Raw genomic sequence first — 14,017 nt, forward strand, 5'->3', positions numbered from 1 at the left:
ATTCCTAATCTTAATTTGATTGATTCTTACTGCTTTTGATCGGTTTTTCCTATTAAATTCAATGGATTTTGCAAGTAACGCCAATATCATTGTGTGGAATTAGTTACCATTAGGTATAATACAAAGTAAAAACTATCAGAAATTAAGCTAATCACTTAGTAAAATAATTATAGAAGGAATCATCTAGGTTTTTCTGGTGTTAACAGGAAATTTTAAGAGTTCACTTATTTTTAGCTGGTTTACAATTGCATTTACTCGAGTTTATTTCCGCTGCTGTGCATAGCGGGGTCCGCCTGAAAAAGGGAAATATCTTACGCTAAGACGATTTTTTAAGTAGGTATGACAGGCGACTCAGAGCGTGAAGAGGACATTGATGGGAGAATGTTGATAATGTTTGCACAGTTGGCACTATTTCCAATAGAGGCAGTAATGGAATACCAAAAGGCATTGCAGAATATACGGTCAGATGATCCTATTACAATGAAGATCCTTTATGCTGTTCGGGCAATAGAACTCAATGATGGCTTGATCAGTGCAGGGTTTGTGCGAGATGCAGTTTGGGATCACTTACATGGGTATGGGATAAGTCATATCTTTGGTGATGTGGATGTCGTCTGGTTTGACTCAGCGCACTGTATACCTGATCAAGATAGCTACCTAGAAGGCAGGCTTAGGTAACAACTAGGCTTTGTTGAATAAATCGAACTTTTGCTGAGTTGAAAGATCAGATCACGCATCATCCTGACAATGCAGGCAGTTCCGTGGCAAAGCAGAAGTTCAAAATCACCAACTGGCGCAACTACAACAAGGCCCTGATTAATCGTGGCTCCATCACTTTCTGGCTGGACGACGAGGCGATTCAGGCCTGGTATGAGTCAGCAACGCCTGCATCCAGGGGACGGCCTCAGCGCTATTCAGACCTTGCCATCACAACCGTCCTGGTGATTAAACGTGTATTCCGGCTGACCCTGCGGGCCGCTCAGGGCTTTATTGATTCCATTTTTGCCCTGATGGATGTCCCGCTGCGCTGCCCGGATTACACCAGTGTCAGCAAGCGGGCAAAGTCGGTTAACGTCAGTTTTAAAACGCCCACCCGGGGTGAAATTGCGCATCTGGTGATTGATTCCACAGGACTGAAAGTCTTCGGTGAAGGTGAGTGGAAAGTCAAAAAGCACGGCAAAGAGCGCCGTCGTATCTGGCGAAAACTGCATCTGGCTGTTGATGCGAGTACGCATGAAGTCATCTGCGCGGACCTGTCACTGAACAACATCACGGACGCTGAAGCATTCCCGGGGCTTATCCGGCAGACCCACCGAAAAATCAGGTCAGCGGCGGCGGACGGCGCTTACGATACGCGGCGATGTCATGACGAACTGCGTCGCAAGAAAATTAGTGCGCTCATCCCTCCCCGAAAGGGAGCGGGCTACTGGCCAGTCGGGTATGAGGACCGAAACCGTGCCGTTGCGAATCAACGACTGAGCGGGAGCAATGCACGGTGGAAATGGACAACAGATTACAACCGTCGGTCGATAGCGGAAACGGCGATGTACAGGGTAAAGCAGTTATTTGGGGGTTCGCTGACGTTGCGTGATTACGATGGTCAGGTTGCAGAGGCTTTGGCCATGGTGCGTGCGCTGAACAAAATGACAAAGGCAGGTATGCCAGAAAGCGTGCGTATTATCTGACAGTTGCAACTTACTACGAAGATGCTTGCCCCAAATCTGATTTATTCAACAAAGCCCCTTTAGTGTCGAAATATGAGCATTTATTAAAGAAGTCCTTCACTTTATGGAAATCGATAACCATAACTCGATAATCATTATGGGACTGCAACATTATTAATGTATTTAATATAGCTACTTGGAAAGGCGTTTTTTTTCATCTTTCATAACTTCAAACGATACTTCAAAAAGGCCCAGCAGAAAAACAGTCTCGTAAAGCTCTTCAATTAAATCAGTGTACTGCATATTATGCAAAAATAGCGGAGCGATAAATCTATGATGTTCTACCGAATCGGCGATAAGAAAAGTCACTACTACAAACAGAGTCGTCCATAACGGTAACTGTACAGTTCGAAATCTTATGGCAATAGCATTTCGTAAAGCATTCGAAAAAATCACGGGAAGAAGCAACATTGCAATCAATAGAATCGAAATAGCTCTAAAGATAAATTTTGGTTCATCAGGTAAATAGTTTCTTCCCCAACTGATACTTCTACCTAACAGAACAATCCACCATACCACGGCCCATAACCAGAACTTTTTCTGCTCATGTCGCATCGTATTCATATAAAAAAACGTAAATATGGCACCAAACAGGAGCCAGACCGCCTGGCTGTTTTCGATCCACTTAACTATCTCACCGTGCATCAGTGGCGTTTGCAGATCCGCCAAAAATGGAAAAAACAGTGAGATGATAAAAAGGAAAAACGTCGATGCAGAAACTTTCGTTTTCAGTCTCATATTTTATGCCTACCCTAAAAAATCCTGACTGCCATTATAAGCAATCCACACCAGAACGCATTAAATTTTAATACAAAATTTTGTTTCTACAGTCAGAAAATTATAAAATATTTAATGCCCTCAGGGCAATTTCTGTTACTTATTATGATCTCACTTATGGTATTCAACTTAATACAGAACCAGCGTCAGCGGTTCCGCCTTTTTGGTTATGTTATACCTTACCTTATCAAGACGCTTTCGGCTAAAACCTAACGGACCTGCTCCCGGTTGATAAACACACCGCGATGTTAGTATTGTCTTCATCTTTAACCTGAGGATATCTCATGAGGAAGCATTTTTCCGGTGAACAGATCATCAGTATTCACCGGGAGGCCGAAGCCCTGGTCTCTTCCGGGGGAGCTTTGCCGTAAGTATGCTATCCCCTAAGCCATCTTTTATATCTATGGACTACATCCGTTTTGCAAGTTCTGAATCTGGTTTTGTGTTATTGCTTAAATCAATACGATATCAGCAAGCCTGTGTCCAAATGGGAAATCCGCACACAATCGTCTCAGTATATGTTGGGCTGACTAAAATAGCATATTCCTGTCAAACGTCAAGAGAAAGTATTCAGGCATGGTACGTCCGGATTGGAATCGATTCTGCTGAATGGGCCAATGCTCAGAATACGCGGCTACTTTCTGTATTCTGGGGCGACAGGGCTTAACCGGTAGAAGGGCATAACTTCTGAGATGCGTTAATTTACCAGAATAAAATAAACAGATCATCGTTTTTTGAACTATACTTAGTATATGCGCATCTTTCCTTTCAAATTGTATGACAGCGGAGGAATTTATGCCTTTGAAAAGTGATAAGTGTGTTTTGTTTTCCGGAGATTTAGATTTTATTGCTTTAAGTTTTGCCAGAATGCGTCTTCTGGGCCGACAGCTGCCCACAGATGCTATTACCGGCAACATGGATGAAGACTGCAGGATGCAATTCCTGAAGCGTTATGAATTTTACTTTGAACAGCTTAAGACAAAAGAGCTGGCAGAGTAATCACAAGCCGGGTGGCTATAATAACTGCCCGGACTTCAGTTCACTGTGATGTTATATAACTAACCTGTCTGCGATACAAATCTTGAGCGTAGAAAGTTAAGACATGTACAGCAGTCATCAGGAAGCATATCGCAAAGCTTCATTCACCAATCTCGCCCTTATCGGTTACCGAAATGATGTGTTATTAAATACAGAAGGGAATCCCTTTCCCTGGTCAGTATTATATAAAAAATCTACTCCATCTTTTCAATTCAGTACCTTACCGGAACAGTTATATAACATTTTCTGATTCTTTTCAGTAAAGTAGTTCTGTTGAAGCGAAATTCCAAAAAAAAACCTGCTCGGGCAAGCAGGCATCAAATAATCATGAAAAAAAAGCTAAAGCGAATTTATGTAGCGCCGGGTGCCTCCCGGTAAGTCCAGCCAGCAACTGGAACTTGCGTATTGATGACGGTTAACCCTCGAGTAAGGGTTGCTGGTTACGCCCCTCCGCATAGGGGGGATTCACTTCTACTCAAGCATAGACAATTTTTTTCGTTTTCTCTGCCTGTCAGCAATAAAATCAGTTCTAAAGCACAAAAAGTCAAAAAAGAAAGGACTGCAAAAAAATTGTGGTGCCGGGTGCCTCCCGGTGGGTCTGCGCCAGTACACATAACCCGCGATTCTCGCAATGCGTACAACAGCAGATGAGCCGTTCCTGGTTCGCCCCTCCGCTCAGGGGGATTCACCACATTTTTTATCTTAAAACGCGTTTTGGATTTTAGTAAAGCGGAAACATAACATTGATCGGGTCATACATAATGAGAATACAGAGTTTACATAAGAAAAGCCTGGTACAGCATTTGTCTGGTTAAGCCCCGATCAGTAACCATATTAAGAGTAAAATAAAAACAGACTGACCACATCCTGCGATAAGAGGGCGCACAGTTATAACGTTTCCTTAAAGATTACCGCTATCAGGGGCATAAGATTGACAGCAACGGTAAACCATATGGAAATAAATTCAAATTGCTGGCAGTGATGCAGGTCTTTCCCTGCCGCCACCACTTTTTTATTAAAGTCATAAGTGGGGATGACTATTGCACTGGCAGGCAATGAGTAGAACTCAAAGTCTGCACCCGCAAGAACTTAGCTGAACGATGCTTCAACGAAACCACTAAATAAAAAGGTGTTATACATGTAGTGCCGGGTGCCTCCCGGTGAGCCTGCTCCAGCCAGCAAGCCCGCGAGCAATAACAAATAACACCAATTGAGAACTGGTTCGCCCCTCCGCACAGGGGGATTCACCACTTTTCAAATTTAGACAACTTTGACGCGTTTTTCCTTTTCTTAGACAAAAAAGCCTGTCGAATCGCACGAAATGTTAACAAAGTAGCCTTTTGAACGTAAGCCCTGCTGTATGCTGTAAGGATGCCGACACTCTGTTTATATGAAATAATCTGAACACCATATAGAAGGATGTTGCAGGAAGTTCCAGACATGAAATCAACGGCCTTGACGGTAGGGATAATGACACATTCTCCGGCAAGTCTGTGACAGTGCCGGAATTTGCGTGTCAGGTTGCGTTATCATTTTCCATCCGACTGACTGCTATCTTCAAAATAGAAAACTCATCATGTTTTTCACATAAGCCGTTTCGTCATGATTAATGAGAGAATACACAAAATGCAAGCCTGATCACACGAAATAACCGTTGTTCTTAAAAAAAAGCCTGCCTTGATTAAAAGTTCAGGCAGGCAAAAGTTTTTGTAACCTACAGATGAATGTGGTGCCGGGTGCCTCCCGGTGGTTCTTTGGCTGGCTGACCATGAACCGCGTGTTGGCAAGATAACCACAGCCACTTACGCCCCGCCGCTCAGGGGGATACACCACCATTAAACTTTAGACTGTTTTACTATGATTGCTTACCATAAAGTCAATAATTACTTTCTGAACGCACAAAAGGTCAATTATGAAATCGATATCAAAAAAATCTTACTGACCATATCACTGTGAAGCCTGATCCCTGCGGCATAGAATATTAAAAGGTTGACTGGACCACCTTTCAGGGTCGTACGATCTATAAAACAAACTTGTCCGGCCCGGTAATTTGTGTATCACTCCGTCTCTTACGCCTCTCGACAGATGCAGGTATTGTAACCAATTGTAATTATAACTGTTCACTCTGCTTAAGGATCTTAAGCTTTTATTAATTTGTTCGCAATCCTTGGATTTTCAAAGAACCGAATACAGCGGGATCATTCTATAGTAAAAGTTCCAGAAAACTGATGCTGTATGATTAGGCTGTGTCCCTTAATCACCTGAGCTATAGTAACTATCTGTTTCCGCAACACATTGAACTATAGCTCGCTACGACCTTCCCGATGAAGCATGGACTATCATCCAGCACTTATCCCCTGCTGAACCAGCAACACCACGGGCCGGACGTCAATGGGCTAAGCACCATAAATTCATTAACGGCATGTTCTGGGTGCTGTGTTCAGGCGATTAGCCTGACCGTTATCGCCCATGGAAGACCGTTTATAACCGTTTTAACCGATGGTCTGAATCGGGAATTTTTAGCATTTTTTTCGACAGTTTAATTTCTTCTCTTGATGTTTGTGGTCTCATTGACTGGTCCGCGACCGCGCTGCATGGCAGCAATATCCGGGCACTCAGGTGCGCCGCCGGTGCGCAAAAAAACATTCCAATATCACCGGAGATAATGGGCTGGGTCGCTCTCTCGTGGTTTTAGCACCAAAATTCATCTGGCAACCGCCGGAAGCGGTCTGCCGTTAGATATCGTGCTGAGCCCCGGACAGGCTCACGAAAGCCAGTCCACATTATGTCTTCAGGACGGTATTGGTGTTCAGCGCCAGAACGGCAGCATGAAGCGTCGTGGTTATACGGTGCTGGCTGATAAAGCTTACTCAGGACATACGCTTCGCAATGAGCTGAAAGAAAAAGGATAAAGTGGTTATCCTGCAGAAATCTAATAAAAAAATGGCAGCAGATGGTCGTTCACAACACGACCGTGATGCCTGCCGCACTCGCAACGTTGTTGAGCGGTGTTTTGGCCATCTGAAAGAATACCGTCGCATTGCCACATGTTACGACAAAACGGCGAGGTATTATCTGGCGATGGTGAAACCGGGGTGCATCCGGCTGTTTTACAAAAGATTATGTAATTAATGGACTCTGCCCAGGTGAGTTCATCTCTCATGACGGGAGACTCATAACCCCATATTATTCCTTTCTGTCAGGCGCCTAGCCAGCCTTCTGGCTCTGATTAATTCAATAACACCTTATGCGCCCTGATGAATTTACAAAAAATCAGGTATCATACTGTCAGTAATTTCAGTGATGCTGCTCGCACAAATATATTATCCAGTAGGTAATACTGACCAGTACGCTGCCGCCGATGATATTACCAATAGCCACAGGTATCAGGTTATCGGTAACAAGATTGCTCACCGTTAGACTCGGAAAATTATTCGCAGTCGTTTGTGTTATATACCAGAATTCATCTGGTGCATAGTCACGAATCATAATACCCAGGGGAATAAGAAACATATTTGCGATACTGTGTTCAAAACCGCTGGCGACAAACATGCCGATGGGTAACAGCATCGCGACGATTTTGTCGGTTAACGAATGACCCGAATAGCTCATCCAGACGGCAAGACAGACCATTAAATTGCAGAGTGTGCCCAGACAGACAGCTTCAATAAAAGTATGGTGCATTTTATGGTTGGCGGTTTGCAGGACGTTGAGTCCCCATAAGCCATTGCTGCTCATGATTTATCCGGAGAACCAGATCAGAAATACGAAAAAGAGCGCGCCGATAAAATTATCGAAATAAACAATAATCCAGTTAATGATTAATTGTCGCCAGCATATTAAACTGCTGGCTTTTGCCATGACCGTCATTACGGTTGAGGTAAAGAGATCGGCACCTCAAACCACTACCGGAATCAGTCCGAGTGTAAAGCAGAGATCTCATGCCATTTTAGTGAGCGAACTGGCAGGGGTCGCACTGGTAGTGACGGTGATATAAAAAACAAAAGCAATGGAAATGAAGATACCCGCCGTTACAGCCAGAAAAAACGCGAGTTCTTTTTTCTTTGTAACTTTATAGACTCCGGCCTGTTCCGCCATTTTGGCCATTTCAGCGGGCATACGTAAATCAAAAGAAATATCATTCTTCTTAGCAGACTCCTGGAGAGCATTGAGAAATGCATAGTTGCTGAAATATCCGCAAAGCGCGTGCCAGAATACATTTTTTGGTATAATTGAAAATTGTGACTGCCGTCACCTGCCGATTTTCATAACACTTCGTGGACAGCGATCCCCAGGCGTTGCACCCGAGAAAGCAGTGTCGTGGGTTTCATTCCAAGACGGGTTGCTGCATCGCGCGGTCCGGCGACAATACCATTGGTCTCTTTTAATACCTGGATAATTCGCTGGCGTTCCTCTTTATCGTTTTCCGGGTTGGCAGGATTCAACATCTGCGCCATTGGACCTTTCGTAGGGAGGGCGTCGCCCAATGTAGGCAGCAGGCGTGTCTGTCTTGAATTAATATATAAATTCAGTCTGGTGCCACGCATCAACAGAACTGCGCGTTCAATAACGTTTTCTGGTTCGCGGACGTTGCCTGGCCAGTCCCACGACATCAGATGACGCAGAGTTTCTTCGGGAATGGTGTCAATAATGCGATTCATGCGTTTAGATATTTTTCGCGTGAAGTATTTTGCCAGCAGGGGATGTCTTCCCGGCGTTCACGCAGTGGGGGGTACCGATGCGAGAGTCGGGTTAATAACATCCTGCCAGCCGTTGAACTTCACCGGCTGTTACTGCGTTACTGACAGGACGATGGCCGAGGCATCCTCCAGAATCTGGCTTACGGGATGTGGGATATGGATGCCCATCAACAGCATCATCACCAGCAGAACAGCCATGGGTGCCGTCGTCAGCCAGCCCAGCTCGCCACGGCTGACTGCTTCTGGTGGACGGGCGAAAAATACTCGCGCCACCATACGCACCAGACCTGCCAGCACCCGCGTCAGCAGCAGCAATAAAAGGATGGTGATAAATAGATGGTCGCGGGCAAGACCCGCCGTTACGGTCATAAACTCGCTGAGAAAATGTTGAATGGCGGCATGCCGCCAGGCGCCAGCACGCCACCGGCAAGCAGCGTGGCGGTAAGCGGCATGATTTTTAACATATCGCAGACAACATCCGGATTACGGGTGCCATACTTCATCAGGACATTGCCTGAGTCGCAGAACATCAAGGCTTTCTCCAGGCTATGATTAAGCGTATGGAGCAGGGCGGCCAGAATTCCCAGCGGCCCGCCAATGCATGGCGCGACAGCGACAAGTCCCATGTTCTCTACGCTTGAGTAAGCCAGTAGACGTTTCATGTCCTGCTGGACGAGGATAAAGAACGCTGCGACGGCGACTGAAAGCAGCCCGAATATCAGTAGTAATTCACCGGGGAAATCTTCGCCGACGGCCTGGCAAATAATGATGTAGTAACGAATCAATACCAACAGAGCGCAATTCAGCAGCTCTGCTGGAAGCAGGGTGATGACCGGGCTGGGCGCTTCGCTATGGGCGTCCGGCAGCCAGGCGTGCATCGGGAAAAGCCCGGTTTTAGTTCCGAAGCCAATAAGGATAAAACAAAGGCCAGCAGCATCAGCGTAGAATCAAGCTGAGCCGCTTGTTTGAGTTCTTCTGTCCAGAAAACAGCCTGATTGGGATCGGGCATAAAGCTGGCGACATTGGTATAAACCAACATAGTGCCGAATAACCCAAAGACGACGCCGACGGTATCTGAAATGGAAGGTTGATGGTGCGCCTGACTGCCAGCTGGAGCACATCCTGCCATTCTGGCTACCTTGTCTGCATGCTGCGTGAGCGTGGACAACTCCATAAATTGGTAAGGCGGATCTTGCGAAAAATCTCCCTGCGTAAGGGCTAGCGATTCTTTGATGCGTGCGTCGGTATTTCGGAGAGTGGCTAGCAACATCTTACGGTGCAAATCTGGTACAAAGTTGTGCGGGGCGTTCACCTCTAGTACCAGCAGGTAGTCTGGTTGTTCGTCATAGACCATCGCCATCTGACGCGTAGCAAGACCCGCTGGATAACCGATAGCTGACGGTAGCTGCGTGGCGGAAACTATGCCACTCAGTCTTAGTACAATCGGAATCATAGCGTTTTCTGGCGTTAGGTCTGAAATTAACACGGTATATTGAGCCCTTACGTATGTGTGCAAATCAATATTCATTGGTTGTCTCACTGCGTCCTTTCGCCTCACTGTAGAGCCAGAAGGGCATAAGGATGTGGGGAAAAAGCATGGATAATGTGTATTTAATGAGCAAGACGTCCCCCTGATGTTCTGTAAGATACCTGAATTGCTTTGCCTGAGTAGTTTTTGTACAGATATCCTGCTGAACAGCTTATAAAATTAAATATCTCATAAATTTCATAAAGTTATGTTTATGCAACCGATAAGCTATCTGTTTCTTTATGTTTTTTTATCATCCAGGGAAGTCAGTTGATTAAATTTTTCCTAAACTAATATGTGTAATTATGTAATCTGCAGATAACCGAGCAGACAATGGTTACTGATTTTTGTTACTTATCTGACAACTAAAAGTTGTTGGCTGAACATAAGGGGAAATAATGATATTTTTATTAGATGAGTTATCTGGTGCTCCATCATGGGTACCTGCTGTATTGCTCGTCACTTTCTCATTCGCACTAGGTTTTCTGGCCCGATTTACACTTCTCAGGCTTATCCGTTACTGGCAGGGTCGTGACAGAAAGTTATTCAAATCCCTTGAAAAGCATCTTCGTGGTTCCATGTTTTTTTTCATCCCCTTACTGTTAATAAATATTGGGATTAATTATATCAAAATTAATCCGAATTCTTTGGTTTTTATTACATCGACAATCAATATGTTTATTATTTTATCAGTTTGTTCTGTTTTAATTCGATTGATTAATGTGGCGCAGGATATGCTTTTCATTCGTTATGATATTAACCTTTCAAATAACCTTCGCGCTCGTAAAATTCGCACGCAATTAATATATGTTAAAAAAGTTGCTATCGTTCTGCTTGTGTTATTCTGTGTTTCCCTGATTCTACTCAGCTTCCCTGCTGTTCGAAAATTTGGCACTACAATCCTGGCCGGTGCCGGCGTAGCAGGAATAATAATTGGATTTGCTCTTCAGAAGACGCTGGTCAACCTTTTTGCCGGAATTCAGATAGCCTTTACGCAACCTATAAAAATTGACGATGCAGTGGTCGTTGAAAATGAATGGGGCTGGATTGAGGAGATCAACCTGACTTATGTTGTTGTGCGTATATGGGATCTCCGCCGACTTGTACTGCCAATTACATACTTTACAGAAAATACCTTCCAGAACTGGACGCGTAATAACGCACAAATATTGGGTTCAGTTTTTCTTTACCTTGATTATTCAATGCCATTAGATCCTCTCCGTAAGCATTTTGAAAAAGTACTCAGTGAAACAAAACTCTGGGATCAACAGACTCAGGTGCTCCAGGTTACCGATACTAATGACAAGACTATGGCTGTCAGATTATTGATGACGGCACAGAATTCTCCCATTGCGTGGGATTTACGCTGCCATGTGCGTGAAAAAATGATTGAGTTTATTCAGCAAAATTATCCTCAGAGTTTTCCTCATGTGAGGGCAACACTGACCGATTCTGGTATTTGATAACTCAAGTTATCAGTTATTAATCGTTCTCAATTTTCTTAGCAATACGTAACGGAATGTACAGATACCGTGAGCGTTTAACTGCCCCCGATATCAATGACATCATTCATCTTATTGCATGTTCACTTTAACCAAGAACCTTTGTCCTAAATAGCTGCGCCTAATACCGCCACACTTTTGCCAGATCATGTTTCCCTCCGGGGAACTGACTGGCGATTTCCATAAAGTGCCTTACCTTTTTCAGCAACTGCCACATTGAACGGCATTGATGTTTGCGCGTTATCGTGTTGTGAAATGCTTGCCATAACCGCTCAACGTGATTCCCCCATGGCGCGAGTAAACTGGCTGATAAATCACTCTGAACTTCGGGTTCGCTTTCAGCCAACGCTGAGTTTCGCGACTTTTATGGATGATGTCGTTATCGACGATGAGTATGATCGTTTTAGCGCCGCAGTAGCTTGCCTTAAGGTGCTTAAGCAGATTGATAAACAGCACCAAACTTTTGCAATTGCCACCAACGTGGCTGACTTTCCCCGTTCCGGTGTGCAGCGCTCTGGCCAGATAGTATTTTTCATTCCGCCCCGGAGTCACCTCGCGTTTTTGCAGCCCGCGCACTTGCCAGTCTGCCCCGATTTTTGGGTTGAGGTAGATACCCATACTCTTTGCTATGACAGGCAGATTATCACTCATGCCGTTGAACATGCGCTGAATATCGGAGATGGTAGTCGCTGATCTTACCCTGCAATAGTAAACACGCGACTAAGTGAGTAAACTCTTAACCAGAGGTGCCTCACATGACAAAGCCTGTATCGACTACCAAAAAGCCACGCAAACAGCACACGCCTGAATTTCGTCAGGAAGCCTGAAACTGGCTGAACGTATGGGTGTGGCCGCAGTCGCCCGCGAACTTAGCCTGTATGAATCACAGCTCTACAACTGGCGAAGCAAACAGCAAAGTCAGCTCTCTTCTTCTGAATGTGAACAGGAGATGTCCGCTGAGATCGCCCGTCTGAAGCGTCAACTGGCAGAACGGGATGAGGAACTGGCCATTCTCCAAAAGGCTGCGACATACTTCGCAAAGCGCCTGAAATGAAGTATGTCTTCATCGAAAAACATCAGGCTGAGTTCAGTATGAAAGCCACGTGCCGTGTACTTCAGGTTGCCCGTAGCGGGTGGTACGTCTGGCATCAGCATCGTCATCAGATAAACCAGCGTCAGCAGTTCTGCCTTGTCTGTGATAACGTCGTCCGGGAGGCATTCAGTGACACAAAACAGCGCTATGGTGCGCCACGCCTGACGGATGTCAGTGACTGGTGTATAACATATAAACCGTGGCGGCCAGCCTGCGCTGGCAGGGACTGCGGGCGAAAGCCTCCCGCCGGTTCAGCCTGGTCAGTTATCATGAGCCTGGTCTGCCAGTATCAGATAATCTGCTGAAGCAGGACTTTTACGCCAGGGGCCCGAATCAGAAGTGGGTGGGTGATGACATCACGTATCTTCGCACTGGTGAAGGCTGGCTTTATCTGGCCGTGGTTATTGACCTGTGGTCGCGGTCAGTCATTGGCTGTTCGATGTCCTCGCGGATGACAGCACAGCTTGCCTGCGATGCGTTACAGATGGCGTTGTGGCGGCGTAAACGTCCGGAAAATGTCATCGTGCATACAGACAGAGGTGGTCAGTACTGTTCAACGGATTACCAGAGCTTAATGAAACGCCATAATCTGCAGGGCAGTATGAGCGCCAGAGGCGATTGTTACGACAATGCCTGTGCGGAAAGCTTCTTCCACACGCTGAAGGTGGAATGTATCCACGGAGAGGACTTTGCCAGCCGGGAAATAATGCGGACAGCAGTGTTTAATTATATCGAGTGCGATTACAACCGGTGGCGTCGTCACAGTGCCTGTGGCGGTCTCAGTCCGGAACAGTTTGAAAACCAGAACCTCGCTTAGGGTTGTGTCCATATTACGTGGGTAGGATCACATTTTATACGGCAATCAAAAGCCGGGAGGCTGGCAGGTAATAATTTTCCCCTTAACGTGTAATCTCCGCATCGTCTGGAAAAAACTGGAATTCCTTACAGAACACCCCAGCTACTATACACTCATTTAAAATGCTGCGATATATAACCCTTAGGATTCGTATGAATTTGGCTGATTTTTGACAAAGTTTAACAGGAAAAATTATGACAATAGTATCGCCTTGTTATTAAACACCACAGCCGCAGACAGTCTGCTTTATCTTACATTAAGAAACCACGCAGGCACAAAAAAAGCCGCCAATGGCGGCTTTCCATAGATATCAATGTGGTATCTCGGCTACTTCTCTGACGTCGGTTTTGTTAATTTGTTGTTTCACACCGTTGGCATCAGTGTATCCGAGCAGGCCAGTTTCAGACTCACTGGGTTTCCCGTCACTGATGATCGTGCGTCCGTCATTGGTATGTATCGCATAACTGGTACGTGTACAACCAGTCAGAGCAGACAGAACAATCGTTGCCGCAAAAGCCGTAAGTAAAAACTTTTTCATAGCACTTCCCCTTTAATTAGTTGTCCAGCTCACTCATATTAGTAATTTTGTCGCGGTTGATCTGCTCATTTCTGCCAGTCTGAGCATCCTTATAGGAAACCAGACCAGTATCATCGTCAATCTGAGGTTTTCCATCGGTCACGATAGTCCGCCCGTCAGTAGTTTTAATGGCCTGATTAGACGAACAGCCGGAAGCAATGATTGCTATGAATACAACCATAACTATCGCTAATGGGTTTATTCTGTTCATGGTAATTCCCT

At 45.3% G+C, this 14,017-nt stretch carries 7 protein-coding genes and 7 pseudogenes; 6 read left to right on the plus strand and 8 right to left on the minus strand.

The window, feature by feature from the left end:
- Window positions 1-429 precede the first annotated feature (429 nt).
- Both P0H77_RS18355 and P0H77_RS18360 read left to right on the plus strand, forming a co-directional pair.
- Window positions 430-678 carry a nucleotidyltransferase family protein gene (locus P0H77_RS18355; RefSeq protein WP_136129079.1) on the plus strand — a complete coding sequence of 83 codons (249 nt, stop codon included), beginning with the start codon at window positions 430-432 and terminating at the stop codon, window positions 676-678.
- Between the two features lie 83 nt (window positions 679-761).
- Window positions 762-1,685: an IS5 family transposase gene (locus P0H77_RS18360; RefSeq protein ID WP_032636831.1), complete on the plus strand. Its 924-nt coding sequence runs from the start codon at window positions 762-764 to the stop codon at window positions 1,683-1,685.
- A gap of 171 nt (window positions 1,686-1,856) precedes the next feature.
- Here the strand turns inward: P0H77_RS18360 and P0H77_RS18365 are convergent, their stop codons facing one another.
- Window positions 1,857-2,462 (minus strand): hypothetical protein, encoded by a 606-nt coding sequence (locus tag P0H77_RS18365; RefSeq protein WP_194208736.1) that lies wholly within the window; start codon window positions 2,460-2,462, stop codon window positions 1,857-1,859.
- An 834-nt stretch (window positions 2,463-3,296) separates the two neighbouring features.
- On the opposite strand from P0H77_RS18365, the gene P0H77_RS18370 reads away from it, so the two are divergent.
- Window positions 3,297-3,500 carry a glycogen synthesis protein GlgS gene (locus tag P0H77_RS18370; RefSeq protein WP_194208735.1) on the plus strand — a complete coding sequence of 68 codons (204 nt, stop codon included), beginning with the start codon at window positions 3,297-3,299 and terminating at the stop codon, window positions 3,498-3,500.
- A 2,341-nt stretch (window positions 3,501-5,841) separates the two neighbouring features.
- Window positions 5,842-6,671 (plus strand): annotated as a pseudogene (locus tag P0H77_RS18375) (IS5 family transposase).
- Window positions 6,672-6,836: 165 nt separating this feature from the next.
- Here P0H77_RS18375 and focA read toward each other — a convergent pair.
- From focA to P0H77_RS18395, 4 pseudogenes are all read right to left on the minus strand, one after another.
- Window positions 6,837-7,658, minus strand: a pseudogene (gene focA / locus P0H77_RS18380) (formate transporter FocA).
- Between the two features lie 146 nt (window positions 7,659-7,804).
- A pseudogene (locus tag P0H77_RS18385) lies at window positions 7,805-8,271 on the minus strand (hydrogenase); the annotation flags it as partial.
- A 58-nt stretch (window positions 8,272-8,329) separates the two neighbouring features.
- Window positions 8,330-9,311 (minus strand): annotated as a pseudogene (locus P0H77_RS18390) (hydrogenase 4 subunit F); the annotation flags it as partial.
- A gap of 21 nt (window positions 9,312-9,332) precedes the next feature.
- A pseudogene (locus P0H77_RS18395) lies at window positions 9,333-9,692 on the minus strand (hypothetical protein); the annotation flags it as partial.
- A 473-nt stretch (window positions 9,693-10,165) separates the two neighbouring features.
- Here P0H77_RS18395 and P0H77_RS18400 point away from each other — a divergent pair.
- Window positions 10,166-11,230, plus strand: coding sequence for a mechanosensitive ion channel domain-containing protein (locus P0H77_RS18400; RefSeq protein ID WP_032636837.1), 1,065 nt, complete (start codon window positions 10,166-10,168; stop codon window positions 11,228-11,230).
- 160 nt (window positions 11,231-11,390) lie between these two features.
- Here P0H77_RS18400 and P0H77_RS18405 read toward each other — a convergent pair.
- Window positions 11,391-11,881: pseudogene (locus P0H77_RS18405) on the minus strand (IS630 family transposase); the annotation flags it as partial.
- Between the two features lie 143 nt (window positions 11,882-12,024).
- On the opposite strand from P0H77_RS18405, the pseudogene P0H77_RS18410 reads away from it, so the two are divergent.
- Window positions 12,025-13,179 (plus strand): annotated as a pseudogene (locus P0H77_RS18410) (IS3 family transposase).
- 349 nt (window positions 13,180-13,528) lie between these two features.
- Here the strand turns inward: P0H77_RS18410 and P0H77_RS18415 are convergent.
- Window positions 13,529-13,756 carry a YgdI/YgdR family lipoprotein gene (locus P0H77_RS18415; RefSeq protein ID WP_032636835.1) on the minus strand — a complete coding sequence of 76 codons (228 nt, stop codon included), beginning with the start codon at window positions 13,754-13,756 and terminating at the stop codon, window positions 13,529-13,531.
- Between the two features lie 16 nt (window positions 13,757-13,772).
- Complete coding sequence (locus tag P0H77_RS18420; RefSeq protein WP_032636833.1) at window positions 13,773-14,006, minus strand: YgdI/YgdR family lipoprotein; 234 nt, start codon at window positions 14,004-14,006, stop codon at window positions 13,773-13,775.
- Between the last annotated feature and the right edge of the window lie 11 nt (window positions 14,007-14,017).

The organism is Superficieibacter sp. HKU1 (assembly GCF_029319185.1).
GTDB lineage: Bacteria > Pseudomonadota > Gammaproteobacteria > Enterobacterales > Enterobacteriaceae > Superficieibacter.

Coding starts and splice junctions, on each gene's coding strand:
- P0H77_RS18355 (WP_136129079.1), top strand. CDS start 430: ATGGAATACCAAAAGGCATTGCAGAATATACGGTCAGATGATCCTATT.
- P0H77_RS18365 (WP_194208736.1), bottom strand. CDS start 2,462: ATGAGACTGAAAACGAAAGTTTCTGCATCGACGTTTTTCCTTTTTATC.
- P0H77_RS18370 (WP_194208735.1), top strand. CDS start 3,297: ATGCCTTTGAAAAGTGATAAGTGTGTTTTGTTTTCCGGAGATTTAGAT.
- P0H77_RS18400 (WP_032636837.1), top strand. CDS start 10,166: ATGATATTTTTATTAGATGAGTTATCTGGTGCTCCATCATGGGTACCT.
- P0H77_RS18415 (WP_032636835.1), bottom strand. CDS start 13,756: ATGAAAAAGTTTTTACTTACGGCTTTTGCGGCAACGATTGTTCTGTCT.
- P0H77_RS18420 (WP_032636833.1), bottom strand. CDS start 14,006: ATGAACAGAATAAACCCATTAGCGATAGTTATGGTTGTATTCATAGCA.